23 protein-coding genes are annotated in these 22,050 nt (G+C 49.5%); 7 read left to right on the top strand and 16 right to left on the bottom strand.

Features of this window, described 5'->3' with window-relative positions; translation table 11 throughout:
* Positions 1–77: 77 nt before the first annotated feature.
* Together rraA and CWC22_RS00925 are read left to right on the top strand one after the other, a co-directional pair.
* Positions 78–584 carry a ribonuclease E activity regulator RraA gene (rraA, locus tag CWC22_RS00930; RefSeq protein ID WP_138537832.1) on the top strand — a complete coding sequence of 169 codons (507 nt, stop codon included), beginning with the start codon at positions 78–80 and terminating at the stop codon, positions 582–584.
* Between the two features lie 75 nt (positions 585–659).
* Positions 660–1,712, top strand: a complete 1,053-nt coding sequence (locus tag CWC22_RS00925) for a formimidoylglutamase (protein WP_125563048.1) — start codon at positions 660–662, stop codon at positions 1,710–1,712.
* Between the two features lie 8 nt (positions 1,713–1,720).
* Here CWC22_RS00925 and CWC22_RS00920 read toward each other — a convergent pair whose 3' ends face one another.
* Complete coding sequence (locus CWC22_RS00920) at positions 1,721–3,586, bottom strand: GGDEF domain-containing phosphodiesterase (RefSeq protein WP_138537833.1); 1,866 nt, start codon at positions 3,584–3,586, stop codon at positions 1,721–1,723.
* A gap of 24 nt (positions 3,587–3,610) precedes the next feature.
* Positions 3,611–4,831: an imidazolonepropionase gene (gene hutI / locus CWC22_RS00915; protein ID WP_171045037.1), complete on the bottom strand. Its 1,221-nt coding sequence runs from the start codon at positions 4,829–4,831 to the stop codon at positions 3,611–3,613.
* 151 nt (positions 4,832–4,982) lie between these two features.
* On the opposite strand from hutI, the gene hutC reads away from it, so the two are divergent.
* Entirely contained in the window at positions 4,983–5,693 is a 711-nt protein-coding gene (gene hutC, locus CWC22_RS00910; RefSeq protein WP_125563042.1) for a histidine utilization repressor, read from the top strand.
* Positions 5,694–5,699: 6 nt separating this feature from the next.
* Here hutC and CWC22_RS00905 read toward each other — a convergent pair whose 3' ends face one another.
* Entirely contained in the window at positions 5,700–6,461 is a 762-nt protein-coding gene (locus CWC22_RS00905) for an NADP-binding protein (RefSeq protein ID WP_138537835.1), read from the bottom strand.
* 261 nt (positions 6,462–6,722) lie between these two features.
* On the opposite strand from CWC22_RS00905, the gene CWC22_RS00900 reads away from it, so the two are divergent.
* The 3 genes from CWC22_RS00900 to hemN all read left to right on the top strand — a co-directional run bounded on the left by CWC22_RS00900 (position 6,723) and on the right by hemN (position 12,323).
* Positions 6,723–8,753, top strand: coding sequence for a methyl-accepting chemotaxis protein (locus CWC22_RS00900; protein ID WP_138537836.1), 2,031 nt, complete (start codon positions 6,723–6,725; stop codon positions 8,751–8,753).
* Positions 8,754–8,885: 132 nt separating this feature from the next.
* Entirely contained in the window at positions 8,886–10,835 is a 1,950-nt protein-coding gene (locus CWC22_RS00895; protein WP_138537837.1) for a methyl-accepting chemotaxis protein, read from the top strand.
* A gap of 117 nt (positions 10,836–10,952) precedes the next feature.
* On the top strand, positions 10,953–12,323 hold the full coding sequence (gene hemN / locus CWC22_RS00890) for an oxygen-independent coproporphyrinogen III oxidase (protein ID WP_138537838.1): 1,371 nt from the start codon (positions 10,953–10,955) through the stop codon (positions 12,321–12,323).
* A 55-nt stretch (positions 12,324–12,378) separates the two neighbouring features.
* On the opposite strand, the gene CWC22_RS00885 is transcribed toward hemN, so the two are convergent.
* From CWC22_RS00885 to rpsJ, 12 genes are all read right to left on the bottom strand, one after another.
* The gene (locus CWC22_RS00885) at positions 12,379–12,573 is read right to left on the bottom strand and encodes a hypothetical protein (RefSeq protein ID WP_138537839.1); all 195 of its coding nucleotides are present in this window, start codon (positions 12,571–12,573) and stop codon (positions 12,379–12,381) included.
* A 788-nt stretch (positions 12,574–13,361) separates the two neighbouring features.
* A complete protein-coding gene (gene rpsQ, locus CWC22_RS00880; protein ID WP_049863782.1) occupies positions 13,362–13,619 on the bottom strand; it encodes a 30S ribosomal protein S17 in 258 nt (85 codons plus the stop codon).
* Positions 13,619–13,810: a 50S ribosomal protein L29 gene (rpmC, locus tag CWC22_RS00875; RefSeq protein WP_010376372.1), complete on the bottom strand. Its 192-nt coding sequence runs from the start codon at positions 13,808–13,810 to the stop codon at positions 13,619–13,621. Before rpmC ends, rpsQ begins: the two co-directional genes overlap by 1 nt.
* A complete protein-coding gene (rplP, locus tag CWC22_RS00870; RefSeq protein ID WP_049863781.1) occupies positions 13,811–14,224 on the bottom strand; it encodes a 50S ribosomal protein L16 in 414 nt (137 codons plus the stop codon).
* Positions 14,225–14,237: 13 nt separating this feature from the next.
* Positions 14,238–14,939, bottom strand: a complete 702-nt coding sequence (rpsC, locus tag CWC22_RS00865) for a 30S ribosomal protein S3 (protein WP_010386168.1) — start codon at positions 14,937–14,939, stop codon at positions 14,238–14,240.
* 12 nt (positions 14,940–14,951) lie between these two features.
* Entirely contained in the window at positions 14,952–15,284 is a 333-nt protein-coding gene (gene rplV / locus CWC22_RS00860; RefSeq protein WP_010386167.1) for a 50S ribosomal protein L22, read from the bottom strand.
* 12 nt (positions 15,285–15,296) lie between these two features.
* Positions 15,297–15,575, bottom strand: a complete 279-nt coding sequence (gene rpsS / locus CWC22_RS00855; RefSeq protein ID WP_010367084.1) for a 30S ribosomal protein S19 — start codon at positions 15,573–15,575, stop codon at positions 15,297–15,299.
* A gap of 16 nt (positions 15,576–15,591) precedes the next feature.
* Positions 15,592–16,416, bottom strand: coding sequence for a 50S ribosomal protein L2 (gene rplB / locus CWC22_RS00850; protein ID WP_046004900.1), 825 nt, complete (start codon positions 16,414–16,416; stop codon positions 15,592–15,594).
* Between the two features lie 17 nt (positions 16,417–16,433).
* The gene (gene rplW / locus CWC22_RS00845; RefSeq protein ID WP_049863779.1) at positions 16,434–16,736 is read right to left on the bottom strand and encodes a 50S ribosomal protein L23; all 303 of its coding nucleotides are present in this window, start codon (positions 16,734–16,736) and stop codon (positions 16,434–16,436) included.
* Entirely contained in the window at positions 16,733–17,335 is a 603-nt protein-coding gene (gene rplD / locus CWC22_RS00840; RefSeq protein WP_010386164.1) for a 50S ribosomal protein L4, read from the bottom strand. The genes rplW and rplD overlap by 4 nt, the downstream gene beginning before the upstream one ends.
* 17 nt (positions 17,336–17,352) lie before the next feature.
* Positions 17,353–17,988, bottom strand: a complete 636-nt coding sequence (rplC, locus tag CWC22_RS00835; RefSeq protein ID WP_049863778.1) for a 50S ribosomal protein L3 — start codon at positions 17,986–17,988, stop codon at positions 17,353–17,355.
* Between the two features lie 27 nt (positions 17,989–18,015).
* Complete coding sequence (rpsJ, locus tag CWC22_RS00830) at positions 18,016–18,327, bottom strand: 30S ribosomal protein S10 (RefSeq protein ID WP_005495349.1); 312 nt, start codon at positions 18,325–18,327, stop codon at positions 18,016–18,018.
* 387 nt (positions 18,328–18,714) lie between these two features.
* Between rpsJ and plsB the strand changes: the two genes are divergently transcribed.
* Complete coding sequence (plsB, locus tag CWC22_RS00825; RefSeq protein ID WP_138537840.1) at positions 18,715–21,141, top strand: glycerol-3-phosphate 1-O-acyltransferase PlsB; 2,427 nt, start codon at positions 18,715–18,717, stop codon at positions 21,139–21,141.
* 33 nt (positions 21,142–21,174) lie between these two features.
* Here plsB and tesB read toward each other — a convergent pair whose 3' ends face one another.
* Complete coding sequence (tesB, locus tag CWC22_RS00820; protein WP_125563027.1) at positions 21,175–22,041, bottom strand: acyl-CoA thioesterase II; 867 nt, start codon at positions 22,039–22,041, stop codon at positions 21,175–21,177.
* Between the last annotated feature and the right edge of the window lie 9 nt (positions 22,042–22,050).

Here is a 22,050-nt window from a genome sequence, read left to right as displayed (position 1 = left end):
GTTGATTCAAAGCATTGCGCCCCTACATAATGGGAGTATACTGGATTGTGAATTCAGTTATTTTCGAGGACGCCCGTATGGATTACAGCACTTCCGACTTATGTGACCATTTTGCCGATGCGGTTGATGTATTAGAGCCGATGTTTATTAACTTTGGCGGTCAAAGCGCCTTCAGTGGCCGTATCAAAACACTCAAGTGCTTTGAGAATAATGAACTGATCAACCAGGTTTTACAGCAAGATGGTACAGGCCAAATCTTATTGGTCGATGGCGGAGGTTCCACACGCCGGGCACTCATCGATATTGAGCTTGCAGAACTGGCAATGGAAAATAACTGGCAGGGTATTGTGGTCTATGGTGCTGTGCGCCATGTTGAGGAACTGGAAGAGTGTGAACTCGGTATCCAGGCAATCGCTTCAATACCCGTTGCTGCCGACAGCCAAGGCAGCGGTGAGCAAGGTATCCCGGTCAATTTTGCCGGCGTATCTTTCTATGACGATGACTACCTGTATGCGGATGCCACCGGCATCATTATTTCTGCTGAAGAACTGCAGTTAGAAGTCGACGACGAACAGAGCGAATAACACCGCTAGCGCATTCTAATCTCCCCGGGTAAAGCCCGACTTTGCCCGGCACAACCCCATAGATCGACCTGAATTATGAGTAACCACTGGCTTCATATTTACACCGAAGCGGACATTACCGCATATTGCCACAGCCGTGAGAATGAACAACGCTTCTGGCAAACCCTGGCTTTCCTGCAACCCAAAAATGACTTAACCCAGGCGCTGCGCGATGCTGCGCAGTTTGGCATTAAGTATGTGTTGGTTGCCATTAACGAGGACCTGGGACCTCGGGCTAATTGTGGCCGGGGTGGCGCCCACCTGGGCTGGCAAGCTTTTTTACAGCGCTTCTTAAACCTGCCTTGTAATCGCTTTTTAACTCCGGATGATGTCTTGCTGTTAGGCGAAGTCCGATGTGATGATTTGCAACAGCAGGGTGCCGATCTGGATAACCGTGACCCGCAGCAACTGGCTCAGTTGCGCGAGCTCAACGGCCAACTTGATGAACGCGTCAGCAATGTTATGAAAGCCATCTTTGATGCCGGTCTGGCGCCCATTGTAATTGGTGGTGGCCACAATAACTGCTACGGCCTGCTGCAAGCGTTGTCGCAAAGCACTCAGCAGGCTTGTCATGCCATTAACTTCGACCCACATGCCGATTTTCGCGCGCTGGAAGGCCGTCATTCTGGTAACGGCTTCAGCTATGCTCATGATCAGGGCCATCTGTCCGATTATCACGTGGTTGGTATGCATGAACAGAAAAACAACCACACCATTATCTCAGCACTGGATAATGCGGGATTCAGCTACGCCAGCTACCAAGATATTCTGGTACGTCGTACACTGACTCTGACTGAGGCCTGCCAGATCGGGCTGAATCGCTTTGCCGGACAAGCGCCTCTGGGTGTTGAAGTCGATGTCGATGCGATATCTCAAATGCCAGTGAGCGCCTATACCAACTGTGGTTTTACCGTGAATGATGCCGAGCACTTCGTTCATTTAGCGGCAAGTCAGGAACGCGCGCGTTATCTGCATTTGTGCGAAGCGGCACCCGAGCATCACCCACAAGGTGTGAAACAGGGGATCAGCGATGCCGGCCAGGTTCTCGCTTCACTCGTCTGTAGCTACCTACAGGCCGCGCCTAAATAAACCGGCACTTAATTTGAGTCTGGCTGAAAAGTTTCTGGGGTGTCTTCCGGGTGCTCCCAGCGCCATTGTTTCAGCCAGCTGATCATGCCCACACTGCTCAGGGGTCTGGCAAAATAATATCCCTGCGCCGCGAACGTGTTGAGGCTTTTCACGAACTGGAGCTGCTCCGGTGACTCCACCCCCTCACAAATCACTTTGCATTCCTGGATCTGCTGCATTTCCACAATCCCACGAACCACGCTCTTGAAGGTGCCCTGATGACCATGATCTGAGGTCAGCGAGCGGCCCAGCTTGACATAATCTACGGTTAGCTGAGGCAATTTAGACAAAGTGACCGGGGTTTCACCGAAGCTGTCGATACACAAACGCAGCCCCATCGAGCGCAACCGCGATACCATGGCAATGCCCTGAGGCTCGAGGCTGGTAAACAAGCTGGCTGGGCACTCTATGATCAAATCACCCGGCTTCAGCTGATGCTCTAGCAACACGTGGTCGATAAACTCGATAAATTCCTCGTGCAGCATTTCCGGCCCAAACAGGTTCAGGCTCAGTGGCATAGCAATGCCTTCCATACGCAATGCCAGCGCGATCTCTGCGGCACGCTCAATCACGTATTGCGCGACGGGCAATGCCAGGCCCGCAATACGGATATCTTCGATAAACTTACCAGCAGCCAGGATCCCCTGCTTGGGGTGCTGCCAGCGCAACAGCAACTCCAGAAATTCAATATCACCATCTTCATTGCGTACCACAGGCTGAAAATACAACTCCAGTTCCTGGCGAAAATCAATATGTGCAAGCTCTGCCAGACGGGCCTGTTGCTCCAGCCGATTGATCTGCATCTGCTGCTGATACGGAGCTATCGGACTGTCAGGCTGGCTATCCAGCGCCAAAAAAACACAGGTTAATAAATTCTCGAACAACCCCTGCTCTTCATCACAGTTCACATAACTGGCACGCGCTTTCACTTCAATGGTGCAGTTGCCCACATTAAAGGGTTTCAGGGTACTTTCGATAATTTCACCGATCATCTGCTCATGCAAGTGATGCTGATTAACCAGGCTACACACAAACACAAAATGCAAACCGCCTAGATGAGCCAGCCGGGATACATCATTGCCAAGCGGAATTGGCATCACATCCGGATGCTGTAAATGCTGTTTAATTCGATTGGCAGACTGGGCCAGCAAGAGATCGCCAAACTCCCGGCCAAGATGAAAGTTCACCTGCTGGAAGCCTTCAAGGCGGATCATGACGAGCATGGCTTCACTGGGGTCACGCTGACGAAAATCGTAAAACGCACTGCGAAACCCAGCCCTGTCCGGTAACTCCAGAATGTCCGCCGCTTTGCTTTCATCACTGCTCACCGGGGGCGCAGGTGCCAGGGAAGATCTGGATAACGTTAACTCGGCCAAAAACATCGGTAGCAGCGCCAGCACCAGTAAGCCGGGGGACAGTTGCCAGAACAATATGCCGGCCAGTGCCAACACAGCAGCACAGGCACTGAAGCAAGTAATGACCTGGTACTTTAACTGCTCAGAGCGAATGGCAAGCCAGATATGCAATACCAACAGCGGCGCCAGTAAGTAAGAAAAAAGATGTGCGGTGTCAGCAAGGAACGCCAACGCCACCGCTGTTGTGGATGCATATACAATTCGATGCAATGGCTGTTGACTCACCATAATCGCACTAAGGCTGGCACTGAGCAGCGCACCGGCTACAAAAGCCATCAGCATTGGGGAGTGTTGACCTGCACCTTGCCAGAAAGAGACCGCCGAAACGTCCCCCGCAGCAGCTATCACAGCAAAGGGAAACACAGCCAGAAGTAAGATAATACTTTTGTTACAATGTTTTAGCAGCGCTTTTTTTGTCATCGGCGGACCATTGTGAAATTCTTACTATTGCACAAGTTTACCCGAAATCCAGGTATTTAACAGGTCATTTACGCCAAACTGATAACTGAGTTCAGCCGGATGACCGACCTGCCACAGCACCATATCGGCGCGCATGCCGACTTTTAGCATCCCCCGATCCGACAGACCCAGCGCTTTGGCACCATGGCGTGTTACGCCCAGCAATGCTTCTTCAGGTGTCATACGGAACAAGGTACATGCCATATTCAACATCAGACGTAATGAGCACAATGGCGCAGTTCCAGGATTAAAGTCACTGGCCAGTGCAATCGGCACATTATGCTGACGCAGGAGCTCAATCGGGGGTAATTGAGTTTCACGAAGAAAATAAAACGCACCCGGCAGCAGCACCCCAACAGTGCCCGCTTCGGCCATCGCTTTAACACCGGTTTCATCCAGGTACTCAATGTGGTCGGCGGACAAACCATTAAACTCAGCCACCAGCTCACTGCCGTGCTGATTAGACAACTGCTCAGCATGACATTTTACTTTTAAACCTAGCTCTGTGGCTTTGGCAAACACACGGCGCGTTTGCGCATTGCTAAAACCGACATTTTCACAAAATGCGTCGACCGCATCGGCCAGGGAGTGTTCGGCTACCTGAGGTAACATTTGCTCACACACCAGATCGATATAACCATCGGCGTCATCCCGATATTCCGGTGGAAGCGCATGGGCACCCAGGAACGTACTTTGTACACTGATAGGGTGATGTTCATCCAGCATGCGGTTGACTTCTAGCAGCTTAATTTCGCTTTCACAATCAAGACCATAGCCCGATTTGCTTTCTACTGTGGTGACACCCTCACTGAGCAAGGCATTCAGTCGCGTTTTACCAGCCACAAACAAGTGTTCATGATCCGCCGCACGGGTTGCCTTCATGGTCGTCGCAATGCCGCCGCCCTGTTGCGCGATTTGCTGATAAGACACACCATTAAGGCGTTGTTCAAATTCCTGAGCGCGTGAACCGGCGAACAGAATGTGAGTATGACAATCAATCAGACCCGGCGTCATCCAGGCCCCTTTTGCTGAGATAGTCGGTGTCGTCACCGGATCAAACTCCGGCAGATCAGCCTGTGCACCAAGCCAACAGATTACCCCACCTTTGACCATCATCGCCCCATGCTCAATGGCCCCATAAGGGCGCTCAATATCAGGGTCCATTGTCGCCAGATTAACGTCCAGAACCACTAAATCTACTTCCATCACCACTCAATTCCTCATCTCTAACTTGCTGGTTTGAGTGTAGCAAGATTACTTGTATATACAATAGAGGTGTGCCATGTTTATCAGCGAGCTATGTTCGCTCAGCCTGACGCTACAGTTGGGTTTACTTTACTAACCATGGCATGAGATTGTGACAACGCAACCCAAATTTGCACAAATAAAACAACATATCATCACGCAGATCCGCAGTGGTGTCTGGCAGGAAGATCAACAAGTTCCGTCTGAAAACGCCTTGTCCGCGCAATTCAGAGTAAGCCGCATGACCGCCAGACGCGCGCTCAGTGAACTCACCGACGCAGGGATCCTAACTCGTAGCCAGGGTCTGGGTACCTTTGTTGCCAGATTCAAATCCCAATCTTCTCTGCTGGAAATACGTAATATCGCCGATGAGGTCAAAGAGCGCGGTGGTGACTACACCTGTGTGGTCCTGTCCCTGGAATCCATGGCGGCCATTGCCCCAATCGCCATTGCACTGGGTGTTGAAATGGATACTCAGGTGTATCGCAGTGTGCTGGTACATCATGACAACGAACAACCTCTGCAAGTGGAAGAGCGCTTCGTTAACCCCCAATTGGCACCTGACTATCTGCAACAGGACTTCACACAAATCACCCCCCATGAGTACCTGGTCCAGATTGCGCCCCTGACAGAGGCACGCCATACCGTTGAGGCCATCATGCCCGGCCCGGATATTTGCCAGTGGCTAAATATGTTTCATGAAGAGCCTTGCTTACAACTGATCCGCAGAACCTGGTCTGAAGGAGGCATTGTCAGCTTTGCCCGGTTAATCTCACCGGGCAGTAAATATCGCCTGGGCGGTCACCTGACCTTTAAAAAGTGAACCCACTCAGATGGCGTGCTGATAACTAAACCCCAGTTCACAGATAGCCGCGCCGTCAATGATACGTGCTTTGCTGTCATCACTGGCAAAGCTCGGGGCCTGTGTGCCTGCTTGCGTACAATGCGCCTGATAGTAATCCTGCTTAAGCGGATGTGCAGGAGAACACACGTTGTAAACTGACCTCGCCTGCGGCCAGTGAGTCAGGACTGACATAATGGCCGCAACCACATCATCCCGGTGTACCATATTAACCCGCTCTTGGCTGCTACTGCGTAAGGTCTTGCCAGCGATAAATTGTCCTGGTTCCCGTTCAGGCCCTACTAAGCCTGCCAGCCTCAGCACCTTGCCACCATGCGACAGCACCAGCTGCTCTGCCTGTTGTAAAACGCGTTGACGCTGCGAATCGGTTGCAGCCAATGTTCCCTGCTCGCTATAAACCCCATCAGCTTGCGCATAAACCCCAGTGCTTGAGCACAATAAAAAGCCCTGCATTTGCAGCTCTGTTGCCAACGCCAGCGTCGCTTCTAGCGTCACCAGATAGTTACTGTCTTCACGACGCGCACCCGGCGGCATAGCACAGAGCCAAAAAGCGTGCTGTAACGATACGTCATGCACCAGTCTTGTCCCATCATGAGCGAGTTGACGCGTCAGTGCATTGCTGTGTGGCTGCCGTCGGGTTGCCTGTACCTGCCACCCCTTCTCCGCCGCAGCCTCAGCTGTAGGCATTCCCAACCAGCCCGCGCCGGCAACAACGAGTTTATCGTGCATATCATTGTCCTGTAATGTGATGTGATCAGCGCTACACATCATGCAACAGAGCACGGTGCGCTGGCAAAAATCTGCGATGACATAGAAAGTAATAAAAACGACTGATTTATTGCTAAAAGTTAAAGTATCTGTCCCTATTGCCGATTAGGGATGTAAAGATTATTCGCCAAGTGTTATCAATCAACCGCCTTAATTTGTAGCCTTCTTGCATGAGATATGGTTTGATTGAGGCTTGCCTGGTCCCAAGAAAAAGAAAAACGCATGCTTGAAAATTTATCCCTTAGAAAAAAAATCCTCTTTTTGATTGGCGGTACCATTTCTATTTTATTGGTTGCTGCATCAGGGTATTTCGTTAACCACATTGCCCAACTTTCCCGAGAAGGCATAGAGAGAGAAGCAGAAAGTCATTTATATGCCGAAAAGCTCTCCATGGAATCCTTCTTTACGCGTTATGGTGCCATTGTAGAAACCTTCGTCACCAATCCGCATAATGTGAATTGGTTTGACGACTACACCCAGCGAGAAAAGCCGCTCAGCGCCGACCTTGGCTATCAGGAAGTCAATCAGGACTTTATCCGCATCTCAGCCAGCGATGAGAATATTCTTTCCGCTTTTATGGCATCGGCACGCACAGGTGAATACTTCAAAGAAAATGAGCGTACCTCAAACTACTCTGATGGTCGCCCTTACTACTCGTACAAGCGCCCATGGTGGCAGGATGCGCTGAGTCATGGAGGTCTGTATGTCGGTGCGGTATCTGTAGATATCAACACGGGTGCCGTCTCTGCCGTTGTTCAGCAACCTGTCTACAATGCCCAACGCGAACTGGTTGCGGTAGGTGGCGTTGACCTGCAAATTAACAAGATCAGTGAACTGGTTGAGCAGATCCAGTTTGATGGTCAGGGTTATGGCTTCTTACTCGACCACGATTATAAAGTGGTCCATCTGTCCAAACGAACCGGGCATAAACTCTCTATTACTGATGAGGGCGCGAACGGCAAAGAAGGCCTGGAAGCGCTGGAAAGACAATTTGCAGATACCGAAGGGTTTGCTGAGCTCAATCGCGCAATGCGTTCAGAAGGCGCGGGTGCCGCGATGGTTACCCTCAAAGGCGTTGACTACTATGTGGTATTCAACAACGTCAAACTCGACAAACCAATCCTGGATTGGCATCTGGGTTTGTTGATCCCCGTCAGCCTGATTGAAGAACCTGTCAATGATGCCGTTATGAGCACAGTGACCGCTGTGATCATTATTCTAGCCATTATTGTTGCCATGATTCTGTGGGCCACACAAATGATTGCTGCGCCCATCACTACGCTAACCAATACCATGCGAGATATTGCCTCAGGTGAAGGCGACCTGACTCGTCGCATCGATATCAACAGTCAGGATGAAGTCGGTCAGCTGGCTCATCACATGAACACCTTTATCGACAAGCTGCGCAGTATGATGCTCGATACCGCTGCACAAGCGCAGCAACTCAGTGGTGCTGCAGCACAATTACAGGATGTCTCAACTAACACCAACAATGAGATCCAGCAGGAGAAAGAGCAAGTTGACAGTGTGAGCGCAGCAGTCACAGAGATGGCGGCCACAGTCACTGAGATTTCCCGCAATGCCCATGAAACAAATCGGGCAGCTGATCTGGTTCAGAGCATGACCAATGACGGTGCAGCGCGCTCGGGTCAGGCACAGGAAGTCATGACTCAGCTTGCTGGTCACATTGGAGAGGCGGCCAAAGTGGTTGCCGGTCTGGAACAGGAAACCAGCAACATTGGTGCCGTGATTGACGTAATCAATGGCATTGCAGAGCAAACCAACCTGCTGGCACTCAACGCTGCCATTGAAGCTGCCCGCGCGGGTGAGCAGGGCCGCGGTTTTGCCGTGGTAGCCGATGAAGTACGCAGCCTGGCCAGTCGTACCCAGGAGTCGACAGATGATATCCGTAACATGATCTCTCGCCTGCAACAGATCGCTCAGCAAGCTTCTGTGATGATGCAGCAGGGTCAGGAGCGTGCAGAAGGGTCTGTGGGACAAACGCAGGAAGTGCTGGATGCACTGCGTAATATCACGGAGTCGGTCAGTACGGTACAAGATCAAAGTCACCAGATTGCGACCTCAACGGAAGAACAAACGGTCGTCGCTGAGGATATCAATAATAGCCTCAATGCCATTAACGACCTGGTCAATAGCACAGCGAACCATGCACACTTGCTGGCCGATGAAGCCCGTGATCTGAACAGCCTGGCTAAAGCACTTAACAACACCGTAAATCAGTTTAAACTGTAACGTCTGAGTGGCCCGGGCTCCCGGGCCTCCTGAAAACACATTCCTCACTATTTCTGTCTTGCCAAAACTTGACTAATGCACAGTTGCAGACGATCACTTATAAGGTGACTCTTTGCGGATCAGTGCTTAATTATGTTTAAAAACCTCAAACTGGCGCAGATGCTTGCGTACTCATTTGGCGCCCTCATCGCTCTGATGACGGTGATTTCTATCTCTGCCTACCTTGGGCTGAATACCGGTTATAACAACTTCGTCGAATATCGTACATTGGCACGCAATGCCAATTTAAGCGGCCGTCTGCAGGCGAATTTACTGATGGTGCGCCTCAATGCACTCAAATACCTGAAAGAGCAGAGCACAACCAACATTAATGAATTTAATGAGCGTTTTGATTTGCTCAAGGAACTCATGGATCAGGCCCAGGCAAGTATCTCGGATACCAGTTACCAGACCCAACTCAATAATAGTGCGAGCGACATTGAAGAATATCGGCGGGCATTCGAGCAAATTGTCCAGTTATACGCTAAACGCAATGACATCGTAACCAACCAGCTGGATGTCAAAGGCGTACAAATGCGCACCATACTCAGCGATGTGATCAACAATGCACATCAACAAAACAATAATGAAGCCTTGTTCGCAGCGGCCCGGTTGCAGGAAACGTTGTTGCTCGGCCGTTTATACGTGGTCAAATTCCTGGTGACAAACACAGACAAGGATTACCAACGCGCCATTGAGGAGTTTAGCCAACTGGCTGCCCTGCTGGACGAACAGGCCGGAGCATTTGCATGGCAACCGGTTCAGGGCATGCTTGTTGAATTCTTACAGCACAAACTCGATTACATTACTGCCGTCAAAGCCGTGAACCAGACCATATTGCAGCGTAACCAGCTCATCTCACAAAAACTCAATGTCATTGGCCCTCAGGTAGCTAACACACTGGAAGATATTAAACTGGATATTAAAAACCGCCAGGACGAGCTTGGCCCTCAAGCGCAAAGCACCAGTGAGCAGGCGGTGATGCTGGTAACCACAGTATCGGTGTTGGTGGTGTTCGCGGGCGCGTTCTTGAGCTGGTATGTCAGCAATTTACTGCGCGAGCCCATTGGCGGTGAGCCAAGAGAAATCGAAGCACTGGCCAAAGCCATCGCCAAAGGCGATCTCAGTTACCAATTTGCGACCACGAATACCACAGGCATATATCGGGCGATGTCCGAAATGACAACCACACTGCGAGACATAGTGAGTAAAATCAAATCTGCTACCACCACATTAAATGACACAACCGGAGCAATGATTTCAATCACTGAGAAAACCAAAAGTGAAACCGATCAACAGCAAGATCAACTGACCCAAAGTGCCACAGCGATGCAACAAATGAGTGCGACCGTACATGAGATCACGCAGAGCGCGCAACTGGCTGCCGACGCGGCTACCGAAGCTGATCAGCAATCCCAGACCGGGATCCAGGTGGTACAAACGTCTCGTGAAGCCATGAGTGAACTGGTGGGCAGTATTCAACAAGTCAGTGAGGCCATTACCCAGTTAGAAAACGAGACGGAGTCGGTCGGCTCCATTTTGGATGTGATCCGCAGTATTGCAGACCAAACCAATCTGCTGGCACTCAACGCGGCGATCGAAGCCGCGCGGGCTGGCGAGCAAGGCCGGGGCTTTGCCGTAGTGGCCGATGAAGTACGCAGCCTGGCCAGTCGTACGCAGCAAAGTACCGAAGAGATCCAGGCGATGATCTCGCGCTTACAAAACGAGGCCAAACGCTCAGTAGAGCATATGCAGCGCAATGTTGACCATGCGGAAAACTCCGCGGAGCAAACCGAACACGCCGGCGCAACGTTACAAGCAATTTGCGGCTCAATCAGCACCATTCGCGAAATGAATTTACAAATTGCCAGCGCATCAGAAGAGCAGAATACGGTCTCAATGCAAATATCTGAAAGTGTCACCCATGTCAGTGAGAGTGCCGCGGAAACAGCGCAAGGGGCACAACAAGTATCCCAGGACGCCAAAGCATTGAGCCACATTGCCCGTGAACTGAACACCCTGGTGGACCAATTTAGGCTGTAGGGCCCTACAAGATGGGGCAGTGAGCGTCATCACCTGCCCTTCCTTTTGCTTTAGATCAACGCCTCAAAGCACAACTTTGCTTACACTAGCCTTCTCAATAGCAAAGAGAGTGCGATCGTGATTAATTTACCTCAGTGGGATGACTCCCTCATCAACAAATACAATATCTCAGGCCCCAGATATACCTCTTATCCAACAGCCCTGTCACTTGAATCAGGTTATACTCAGGCCGATCTGGTTGATGCCATCGCACACTCCGACACCCGTGCACTGTCGCTGTATATTCATATCCCATTCTGTCACCAGCTTTGCTATTACTGTGGCTGTAATAAGATTATTACCCGACATCAGTCCAAGGCCGACGTATACCTCGACCATCTGGAATTGGAGATAGCCGCTCAGGCACCGCTGTTTAAAGCTTATCAGGTTGAGCAATTGCACCTCGGAGGCGGCACCCCCACCTTTCTGACCACAGCGCAAATGACCCGCCTGGTCACCATGCTGGAGCAGCACTTCACCTTCACACCAACTGCCCAGCGCGGCATTGAAATCGACCCCAGATCACTGGCCGAAGACATGCTGCCAGCACTGAAAACGCTCGGCTTTAATCGGGTGTCATTCGGGGTGCAGGATTTTAATGATCAGGTACAGGCAGCAGTAAATCGCCCGCAACAGATTGCAGAAGTGCTGTCGCTCTTAAAACAAGCCCGCGAGCTGGGCTTTAAATCCATTAATATGGACATGATTTACGGCCTGCCTCATCAGAGCGTTGAGTCCTATCGCGATACCATAGCGCAGCTCATTGAGTTGGGCCCTGATCGGGTTTCGGTGTTTAACTATGCCCATCTGCCGGAAAGATTCGCCGCCCAGCGCAAGCTGAAAGAGGCCGATATGCCCAACGCCAAAGAAAAGCTCGCGATCTTTAAGCAAACACTGACACAGATGAGCGATGCCGGTTACCAGTTTATCGGTATGGACCATTTTGCCAAAACCGATGACGAGCTGGCTGTGGCACAGCGACATAATCATCTGCACCGAAACTTCCAGGGCTATACCACCCATGGTAACTGCGACTTGCTCGGCCTCGGCGTGTCGTCTATTTCACAGATCGGTAATGCCATTTTACAAAATGAAAAAGACCTGAAGCCCTACTACCAGGCCGTCACTGAGCGCCGTAGCGCTATTCATAAAGGCGTTAAGCTCACCAGAGATGATGAAATTCGAGCCGCCGCGATCAAGCAGCTTATTTGCCACTTCGAGCTCGACAAAACTACCTTTGCCGCAGAGCATGGCCTCAACTTTGACGACTACTTTGCCGATGCGCTAACGGCACTTAAACCTCTGGCTGAAGATGGCCTGGTGGAGCTCACCGAGCAACGTATTGAAGTCACAGCTAAGGGGAACCTGTTTATCCGCATCATCTGCATGTGCTTTGATGCCTATCTGCAACAACAGATCAAAAACACCCGCTTTTCACGGGTGATTTAAGGACTTACAAAAAGGGAAGCACCTCATACGTACAGCCCGTTTAGTGGTGCTTCAATTAACAACCATGAACCTCAGGATCGGAAATAAAACAGAAGTGATCACAGGAGTTATTGGTTCGACAACCGCGCGTGCCAACTGGTAAACAAGCGAGCAGTGAGCCACCCGCAACTTTTGGGGTCATATCAACAGGCATTGTGGTTGTGCTTGGCGATAACGCCTTCATCGGCTTTTTCTTGAGTTTCAATTTCATTGGATTTTCCTTAATAACAAAGTGAATTGCACCACCGAGCATAGTTCAAAAAACGACCAACCTCAATACCTTGATTTAGCAACGTAACACGCATCGCTGCAGTACCTCTGTAAGAATACCCCCAGGAATGGCGCACATTCACGGATAGTCACTGTGCACTAGCACATTACCCTAACTAGCCATTCCCAAACGCAAAAGTTCAATTTAGTTAAAAGCTAAAATTAAGCTTTCTTAGGACGAACCAGAACGTCTACCAAAGTCCAGGATTTTTTCTTAAGAGGTTTTGGTGGTGACGCACATTCACGGATAGTCATTCTATTCAGACGACCCCCAAAATAACCTGACCGCCCCAAACGCAAAAGCCCCGACCAAAAGGCCGGGGCTTTCAAGACAAACTTAATTAATAAAAATTAAGCTTTCTTAGGACGAACCAGAACGTCTACCAAAGTCCAGGATGTTTTCTTAGGAGGTTTTGGTGGTGACGCACATTCACGGATAGTCATTCTATTCAGACGACCCCCAAAATAACCTGACCGCCCCAAACGCAAAAGCCCCGACCAAAAGGCCGGGGCTTTCAAGACAAACTTAATTAATAAAAATTAAGCTTTCTTAGGACGAACCAGAACGTCTACCAAAGTCCAGGATGTTTTCTTAGGAGGTTTTGGTGGTGACGCACATTCACGGATAGTCATTCTATTCAGACGACCCCCAAAATAACCTGACCGCCCCAAACGCAAAAGCCCCGACCAAAAGGCCGGGGCTTTCAAGACAAACTTAATTAATAAAAATTAAGCTTTCTTAGGACGAACCAGAACGTCTACCAAAGTCCAAGATTTTTTCTTAGAGATCGGTGCACATTCACGGATAGTCACAGTATCACCTGCTTGCGCAGTGTTGCTCTCATCGTGTGCGTGCAACTTAGTTGTACGCTTGATGAATTTACCGTAGATCGGGTGCTTAACCTGACGCTCGATAGCAACAACGATTGACTTGTCCATTTTGTCGCTAACTACACGACCTTGAAGAGTACGGATCTTATCGCTCATTATGCACCTGCCTTCTGGTTGATAACCGTTTTAACACGCGCAATATTGCGACGTACTTTTTTCAGCTCGTGAGTCTGAGCCAGCTGACCAGTGCTCGCTTGCATGCGCAGGTTGAACTGCTCACGCAGAAGCTCTAGAAGTTCAGCATTTAGCTCTTCTACGCTTTTGTCTTTAAGTTCGCTAGCTTTCATTTACATTACCGTCCGAGTTACAAAAGTGGTTTTGAAAGGTAATTTACGAGCAGCTAGGTTGAATGCTTCGCGAGCAAGCTCTTCTGAAACACCTTCCATCTCGTAAAGTACTTTACCAGGCTGAATTTCAGCAACCCAGTATTCAACAGAACCTTTACCTTTACCCATACGAACTTCAAGCGGCTTTTCTGTAATTGGCTTGTCTGGGAACACACGGATCCAGATTTTACCTTGACGCTTGATGTGACGTGTCATAGCACGACGAGCTGCTTCGATTTGACGAGCAGTCATACGGCCACGGCCAGTCGCTTTCAAGCCGAAAGAACCGAAGCTAACTTTATTACCGCTAGTTGCAAGACCACGGTTGCGGCCTTTGTGCACTTTACGGAATTTTGTACGTTTTGGCTGTAACATTAGTCGCTACCTCTTACTTAGCACTTTTTTTAGCTTTCTTCGGAGCGCGCTTGGCTGGCTTCTCAGCTTCTTGTTTCAGTGGAAGACCACCGATAACTTCGCCTTTGAAGATCCAAACTTTAACACCGATGATACCGTAAGTGGTCAAAGCTTCAGAAGTTGCGTAGTCGATGTCAGCACGTAGAGTGTGTAGAGGTACACGACCTTCACGATACCACTCAGAACGTGCGATTTCAGCACCGCCTAGACGGCCGCTAACTTCAACTTTGATACCCTTTGCACCCAGACGCATTGCGTTCTGTACCGCGCGCTTCATCGCACGACGGAACATTACACGACGCTCTAGCTGTGAAGAGATACCGTCAGCAACTAGTTGTGCATCAAGCTCTGGCTTACGTACTTCTGCGATGTTGATTTGCGCAGGTACACCAGCAAGCTTAGTTACAGCGTGGCGAAGCTTTTCAACATCTTCACCTTTTTTACCGATAACAACACCAGGACGAGCTGTGTGAATTGTTACACGGATAGATTTAGCTGGACGCTCAATAACGATTTTAGACACAGAAGCGTTTTTCAATTCCTTAGTAAGGTATTGACGCACTTTGTGATCACCAAAAAGCTGCTCAGAGAAATCTTTTGAATTCGCGTACCAGGTAGAAACCCAAGGTTTAGAGATACCTAGGCGAATACCAGTAGGATGAACTTTTTGTCCCATTACTTATATCTCCTAGCTATCTGAAACCACAACAGTGATGTGGCTTGAACGCTTAAGGATGCGGTCTGCGCGTCCTTTAGCACGTGGCATAATACGTTTCATTGTAGGACCTTCGTCTACAAATACTTTAGCCACTTTAAGCTCATCAATGTCAGCACCTTCGTTGTGCTCCGCGTTAGCGATAGCAGACTCAAGTACTTTCTTAACTAATACAGCCGCTTTCTTTGGGCTGTACGCTAGGATTTCTAGCGCGCGATCAACCGGAAGTCCGCGGATCTGATCTGCAACTAGACGTGCTTTTTGCGCCGAACCAGAGGCGAATTTGTGTTTAGCTAATGCTTCCATCATACCCTCCGATTAACGCTTTTTAGCTTTCTTATCCGCAGCGTGACCGCGGTAAGTACGTGTAGGTGCAAATTCACCTAGTTTGTGACCGATCATTTCGTCTGTAACGAATACAGGTACGTGCTGACGACCATTATGGACAGCGATGGTCAATCCGATCATGTTAGGGATGATCATTGAACGACGGCTCCAAGTCTTGATAGGCTTCTTGTCACCGCTTTCCAACGCCTTCTCTACCTTCTTCAGCAAGTGTAGGTCAATGAATGGACCCTTCTTGAGAGAACGTGGCATGGCAATTCCTCAACTATTACTTAGTACGACGACGTACGATAAATTTATCAGTACGCTTGTTCTTACGTGTCTTAGCACCTTTAGTCGGCTTACCCCATGGAGACACAGGGTGACGACCACCAGATGTACGACCTTCACCACCACCGTGTGGGTGGTCTACCGGGTTCATGGCAACACCACGAACTGTAGGACGAACACCACGCCAGCGAGTTGCACCAGCTTTACCTAGTGAACGTAGCATGTGTTCAGCGTTACCTACTTCACCGATAGTTGCGCGACAATCCGCTTCAACTTTACGCATTTCGCCTGAACGTAGACGTAGAGTCACGTACTGGCCTTCACGCGCTAGGATCTGTACATATGCACCAGCAGAACGGGCAATCTGAGCACCTTTACCAGGCTTAAGCTCAACATTGTGTACCGTTGTACCTACTGGGATGTTACGCATAGGCATTGCGTTACCAGCTTTGATTGGTGCATCAACACCAGACTGGATTGCATCACCTGCTTTAACACCCTTAGGTGCGATGATGTAACGACGCTCACCGTCTGCATATAATACAAGAGCGATGTTTGCGCTACGGTTAGGATCGTACTCTAGACGCTCAACTTTAGCTGGGATGCCATCTTTGGTGCGTTTAAAGTCGATTAAACGGTAGTGTTGCTTGTGACCACCACCGATGTGACGAACCGTGATACGACCGTTGTTGTTACGACCACCTGATTTAGAGTTCTTCTCTAATAGCGGAGCGTAAGGCTTACCCTTGTGCAGATCAGGGTTAACCACTTTAACGACGTGACGACGACCCGCAGAAGTTGGTTTACACTTTTGAAGTGCCATAATTCTAACTCCCCTTATTACTCGGCGCCGCCGACAAAGTCTAGCTCGCTGCCTTCTTTAAGAGTAACGTAGGCTTTCTTCCAGTCTGAACGACGGCCGAAACGCATGCCTGTACGCTTAGTTTTACCCTTAACATTTAGCGTGCGAACACCAGTTACTTCTACTTCGAAAAGCTTCTCAACAGCAGCTTTGATTTCTGCTTTGTTTGCATCTTTAACTACTTTGAAAACAATCGTGTTGTTCTCTTCAGCAGAGATGGTGCTTTTCTCAGAGATGTGTGGAGCAAGGATTACTTTTAAAAGACGTTCTTCACGGATCATGCTAGCGCCTCCTCAAGTTGCTTAACAGCAGCAGCAGTAATCAGTACCTTATCGAAAGCGATTAGGCTTACTGGGTCGATGCCAGCTACATCACGCGTGTCAACCTTGTACAGGTTACGTGCAGAAAGGAATAGATTCTCATCTACTTCTTCAGTCACGATTAATACGTCTTTAAGCTCAAGCTCTTTCAGCTTAGCTACTAGTTCTTTAGTCTTTGGTGCTTCTAGACCAAATTCTTCAACAACTACTAGACGATCTTGACGAACAAGCTCAGAAAGAATGCTCTTGATCGCACCGCGATACATCTTACGGTTAACTTTTTGGCTGTGATCTTGCGGCTTAGCTGCAAAGCTCACACCACCGCTGCGCCAGATTGGGCTGCGGATTGTACCAGCACGTGCACGGCCAGTACCTTTTTGGCGGAATGGTTTTTTACCACCACCAGCAACTTCAGAACGTGTCTTCTGAGCTTTAGTACCCTGACGAGCACCTGCTGCGAAAGCAACAACTACTTGGTGTACTAATGCTTCGTTAAACTCACGTCCAAAAGTAGCTTCGGAAACTTCAAGCGCACCAGCGCCTTTAATTGCTAATTCCATCACTAAATCTCCAGGACTTAAGCTTTAACAGCTGGTTTAACGATAACGTCGCCGCCGATAGCGCCAGGTACTGCACCTTTAACTAAAAGCAGATTACGCTCAGCGTCAACACGTACTAGCTCTAGGTTCTGAGTAGTTGTTTGCACATTACCCATTTGACCAGCCATTTTCTTACCTTTAAACACCTTACCAGGTGATTGGTTTTGACCGATTGAACCAGGAGCACGGTGAGATAGAGAGTTACCGTGAGTAGCGTCTTGTGTGCTGAAATTCCAGCGCTTAACACCACCTTGGAAACCTTTACCTTTTGAAGTACCAGTAACGTCTACTTTGTTTACTTCGTTGAATAGCTCAACAGTAAGCTCAGCACCTACTTCAAACTCACCTTCACCGCCGTTAAGACGGAATTCCCACAGGCCGCGACCCGCTTCAACACCAGCTTTAGCGAAGTGACCCGCTTCTGGTTTGTTTACACGGCTTGCTTTTTTCTCGCCTGCAGTAACTTGAAGCGCGTTGTAACCGTCTGTTGCATCAGATTTGATCTGAGTAACACGGTTAGGAGTCGCTTCGATAACTGTCACAGGGATAGATACACCATCTTCAGTGAAGATGCGTGTCATACCCACTTTACGACCGACTAGACCTAATGCCATTTTCCTAAAACCTCTCTAATCTTTCGATTAACCCAGGCTGATTTGAACATCAACACCAGCAGCAAGGTCTAGGCGCATTAGAGCGTCTACAGTCTTGTCAGTTGGTTCTACGATGTCGATCAGACGTTTGTGGGTGCGGATTTCATACTGATCACGCGCGTCTTTGTTTACGTGCGGAGAGATCAATACAGTGAAACGTTCAAAGCGAGTAGGAAGTGGGATTGGACCACGTACCTGAGCGCCAGTGCGTTTCGCAGTTTCCACGATTTCCGCCGTTGATTGGTCAATCAAACGGTGGTCAAAAGCTTTTAGGCGAATACGAATGCGTTGATTTGACATTCTTAAACCTCAATTAAAAGAGCATTTAAAAAGAGCATAAAAAAACCCCCGAGGCCATCTCAAAATATAAGAGGTCGGTTGTTCTTCTATTTCTACCATTGAACTCCAAATCGGAGTTCCTGTTTACGTGCCTGAAATCCAGGCCTATGTATGACTTTCTTGTGACGAATCACAGAAAGTTTGAGCATTATAATGAGACTGGCGATAAATGCAACAATTATTGCAAAATTATTTGTCGTATGGCTCGTCCTCACTGTAAGTGGCACAAGGCGTCTATACTTTATACAAAGGATTGCATACACCGTCCTTGTCATTGTACTGACACAAATGGTCAGTCCAGTTAAAGCCTGATATTCTATACAGCAAAAATACGAATCTGGTACTGCTATGCGCTTACTTTCTCAGGGGCTCAACCGAGTGGCCCAATGGACCAACTGTTTACTGGTCAGAAGCAAACTGTTGCCGGCCGACCCCGTGTCGCAGTTCAACCTGGACCCGAGCCTGCCCACCTTTTATGTAGCCCGACTCAATTCACGGGCTGATCTGGCTGCACTCAACGCGGTGTGTAAGAAACTGGGATTGCCAAGCCCGATGCAGGATCAGGTTTTAGGGAATAAAACACTGCCGCGCTTTATCGGCATCAAAAACCCGACTCCTCTGCTGAGCAAAACAGCAGGACCGAGCCCCGCAATTGATCAAGGTAAAGCGATTTTCTCTGCCTTGCGTGCTCACCCGGACATCAAAGCACAAGTGGTCCCGGTGACTGTACTGTGGGGCCGTAACCCTGGTAAAGAAAAACCAGGGATAGGCACCTTATTCAGCCACTCACTGACCCCCAGCTGGTTACGCAAGGCTATGGTTGTGCTGTTTTCTGGTCGCGATAACCTGGTGCGTTTCTCTGCCCCCATCGCCCTGGATCAGCTTATGACAGACAAAGCCGATGTAGACGAGTTACCTCATAAACTGCTGCGCGTGGCTCGGGTGCACTTTCATCGCCAGAAGCTGGCTGCAACCGGACCCAGATTACCGTCGCGTGAAGCTCTGTTCAATTCCCTGCTGGCTGCCCCCACAGTCAAACGCGCCATCGCCGATGAAGCCAAGTCGAAAGGGCTGAGCCATGACGAAGCACGCCTGAAAGCGCTGGAGTTACTGGAAGAAGTTGCTGCCAACTACTCTGAAGCTATGGTTCGCGTGGGCGATCGCGTACTGACCTGGCTGTGGAATAAACTCTATAACGGCATCGAAGTAAAAAATGCCGAGCGCGTACATGACCTGGCCGATAAAGGCCACGAAATCATCTATGTGCCCTGCCATCGCAGCCACATGGATTACCTGTTACTGACCTACGTGATTTATCATCAGGGTCTGGTACCACCACATATTGCAGCCGGGGTGAACCTGAACTTCTTCCCGGCCGGTGGCATTTTCCGGCGCTGTGGCGCATTCTTTATTCGCCGCTCTTTTGCCGGTAACAAACTCTACTCGACAATTTTTAAAGAGTATCTGACTCAGCTGTTCATCAAAGGCTATTCAGTCAAGTTTTACACTGAAGGTGGCCGCAGTCGCACAGGACGCTTGTTGCCGCCCAAAACGGGGATGTTGGCCATGACCATGCAATCTATGTTGCGCGGGATCGATAGACCTATCTCCATCGTCCCCGTCTACATTGGCTATGAGCATGTCATGGAGATCAACACCTACCTCAAAGAGCTGGCCGGTAACAGTAAAAAGAATGAATCCGTTGCTGGGGTCTTTAAGGCCATTAAAAATCTCAAAAACTATGGACGTGGCTATCTGAACTTCGGTGACCCCATTCACCTCAATCAATACCTCAATGAACACCAGGCTGACTGGCGCGACGCCATCGGCCAAGGTGAGGGCGCCAAACCTCAGTGGCTTAATGGTCAGGTGGCTCAGGTGGCTGATCGGATCATGACCAATATCAATGCCAGTGCGGCACTGAACTCCATCAACCTGCTGGCCATGGTGCTGCTGTGTAATGAGCAGTTTGCGCTGAGCCGACAAAAACTGCTGACACAAATGCGCTTTTATCTCACCTTGCAAAATCAGGCGCGCTATGATGCCAATGTCACAGCGCCAGATGAAGATGCCGAGGCACTGTTAAATCACGCGCTTAAGCTGGATAAGTTCGATGTGCTGGCAGATGAACTGGGTGAGATCATCACGATTAAGGAAAAAGAGCGTACCCTGTTTAACTATTACCGCAACAATATTTTGCATTTGTTCGCTGTCCCGAGCGTTATTGCACAAATACTATTTAACCGCTACAGCGTCACGGTCACGGAGTGTCAGGCCCACCTGGGTACTTTATATCCGTTGTTTGCCAAAGAATGGTTTATGCATGAACTGCGTGAAGACTATATTGAGGACGTATTAAACTGCTTCGCTCAGGAGGGTCTAATTGACTTTGATGGTCACCTGGCAACCGTCGTAAAAGACAACAAGGCGCTGGCACAGTTAGAGATGCTGGGTAAAGTGATCCACCTAACGCTGGAACGCTATGCCATCAGTGTCAGCTTGTTATTACGTGATCAGGGCATTGCCCGCACCACACTGGAGAATGAAAGTGACGTATTGGCTAAGCGGCTTGGTACCTTACACGGCATTAAGAGCCCTGAGTTCTTTGATAAGAAGGTGCAGACTAACCTGATCAGCGTGTTACAAACACAAGGTTTTATCAGTATTTCTGAACAACAGACCATCACTGCGATGCCAACACTCAGTACTTTGTCTGATCACCTCAATGATTTACTGCCAGCGAGGATCTGGCAGTCTATCCGCGATACCTTATAGAAGACGTTACACTATAAAGGTACCATCATAGCGTCAGCGCGCTTCGCGCTGACGCATCACTCCTTCCTGAATAGTAGATGCCACTAATTCGCCCTGACGGTTAAAGAACTGGCCCCTGACCAGTCCACGACCGTTGCTGGCACTGGGGCTGTCAACGCTATAAAGCAACCACTCATCCATTCTAAATGGACGATGGAACCACATCGCATGATCTATGGTCGCGACCTGCATGTTTTTTTGCATAAAGGACACCCCATGCGGCTGCAACGCCGTGGGCAGGAACTCAAAATCCGACGCATAGGCCAGCAAGTAGTTGTGAATGCGGCGATCGTCAGGCATGGCCCCATTGGCCTTAAACCAGACATGGCGTGTGGGTTCCATCACCTCGGGCTGAAACGGGTTATGAAACTCCACCGGACGCATTTCGATGGGCATAGGCTGAGTAAATTTGGCGCGTAGCGGCTCAGGAATTAAGTCTGCTTTATCCTGATAAAACTCCAGCGATGATCGCAATGCTTCCGGACCCGGAACTTCCGGCATCTCTGACTGGTGGGATAAACCAGGTTCATCCCCCTGAAAAGACGCGGTCATGTAAAAAATGGGTTTACCGTACTGAATAGCACTGACCCTGCGGGTACTAAAACTACGGCCATCACGGATATTCTCAACATCGTACACAATCGGTTTAGCCGCGTCGCCGGGGCGTAAAAAGTACGAGTGCAGCGAATGCACGTAGCGCCCTTCTGGCAAAGTGTATTTGGCAGCGGAGAGTGCCTGGCCCATTACCTGGCCGCCAAACACCTGCGGAAAGCCCAAATCCTGGCTCTGGCCCCGATAAATCCCTTGTTCGATTTCTTCGAGCTGAAGTAGCTCCAGCAACCCCTGTAATGCCTGACTCATTGCACACCT

Source organism: Pseudoalteromonas rubra (genome assembly GCF_005886805.2).
Lineage (GTDB): Bacteria > Pseudomonadota > Gammaproteobacteria > Enterobacterales > Alteromonadaceae > Pseudoalteromonas > Pseudoalteromonas rubra_D.
The sequence above is the reverse complement of the archived record's forward strand: the minus strand, read 5'-3'. Positions and strand labels throughout refer to the sequence as shown.

What these genes read in the sequence shown, in the direction of transcription:
- rraA (WP_138537832.1), top strand. Translation starts at nt 78, where the DNA reads ATGGATTACAGCACTTCCGACTTATGTGACCATTTTGCCGATGCGGTT.
- CWC22_RS00925 (WP_125563048.1), top strand. Translation starts at nt 660, where the DNA reads ATGAGTAACCACTGGCTTCATATTTACACCGAAGCGGACATTACCGCA.
- CWC22_RS00920 (WP_138537833.1), bottom strand. Translation starts at nt 3,586, where the DNA reads ATGACAAAAAAAGCGCTGCTAAAACATTGTAACAAAAGTATTATCTTA.
- hutI (WP_171045037.1), bottom strand. Translation starts at nt 4,831, where the DNA reads ATGGAAGTAGATTTAGTGGTTCTGGACGTTAATCTGGCGACAATGGAC.
- CWC22_RS00905 (WP_138537835.1), bottom strand. Translation starts at nt 6,461, where the DNA reads ATGCACGATAAACTCGTTGTTGCCGGCGCGGGCTGGTTGGGAATGCCT.
- CWC22_RS00900 (WP_138537836.1), top strand. Translation starts at nt 6,723, where the DNA reads ATGCTTGAAAATTTATCCCTTAGAAAAAAAATCCTCTTTTTGATTGGC.
- CWC22_RS00895 (WP_138537837.1), top strand. Translation starts at nt 8,886, where the DNA reads ATGTTTAAAAACCTCAAACTGGCGCAGATGCTTGCGTACTCATTTGGC.
- CWC22_RS00885 (WP_138537839.1), bottom strand. Translation starts at nt 12,573, where the DNA reads ATGAAATTGAAACTCAAGAAAAAGCCGATGAAGGCGTTATCGCCAAGC.
- rpsQ (WP_049863782.1), bottom strand. Translation starts at nt 13,619, where the DNA reads ATGAGCGATAAGATCCGTACTCTTCAAGGTCGTGTAGTTAGCGACAAA.
- rpmC (WP_010376372.1), bottom strand. Translation starts at nt 13,810, where the DNA reads ATGAAAGCTAGCGAACTTAAAGACAAAAGCGTAGAAGAGCTAAATGCT.
- rplP (WP_049863781.1), bottom strand. Translation starts at nt 14,224, where the DNA reads ATGTTACAGCCAAAACGTACAAAATTCCGTAAAGTGCACAAAGGCCGC.
- rpsC (WP_010386168.1), bottom strand. Translation starts at nt 14,939, where the DNA reads ATGGGACAAAAAGTTCATCCTACTGGTATTCGCCTAGGTATCTCTAAA.
- rplV (WP_010386167.1), bottom strand. Translation starts at nt 15,284, where the DNA reads ATGGAAGCATTAGCTAAACACAAATTCGCCTCTGGTTCGGCGCAAAAA.
- rpsS (WP_010367084.1), bottom strand. Translation starts at nt 15,575, where the DNA reads ATGCCACGTTCTCTCAAGAAGGGTCCATTCATTGACCTACACTTGCTG.
- rplB (WP_046004900.1), bottom strand. Translation starts at nt 16,416, where the DNA reads ATGGCACTTCAAAAGTGTAAACCAACTTCTGCGGGTCGTCGTCACGTC.
- rplW (WP_049863779.1), bottom strand. Translation starts at nt 16,736, where the DNA reads ATGATCCGTGAAGAACGTCTTTTAAAAGTAATCCTTGCTCCACACATC.
- rplD (WP_010386164.1), bottom strand. Translation starts at nt 17,335, where the DNA reads ATGGAATTAGCAATTAAAGGCGCTGGTGCGCTTGAAGTTTCCGAAGCT.
- rplC (WP_049863778.1), bottom strand. Translation starts at nt 17,988, where the DNA reads ATGGCATTAGGTCTAGTCGGTCGTAAAGTGGGTATGACACGCATCTTC.
- rpsJ (WP_005495349.1), bottom strand. Translation starts at nt 18,327, where the DNA reads ATGTCAAATCAACGCATTCGTATTCGCCTAAAAGCTTTTGACCACCGT.
- plsB (WP_138537840.1), top strand. Translation starts at nt 18,715, where the DNA reads ATGCGCTTACTTTCTCAGGGGCTCAACCGAGTGGCCCAATGGACCAAC.
- tesB (WP_125563027.1), bottom strand. Translation starts at nt 22,041, where the DNA reads ATGAGTCAGGCATTACAGGGGTTGCTGGAGCTACTTCAGCTCGAAGAA.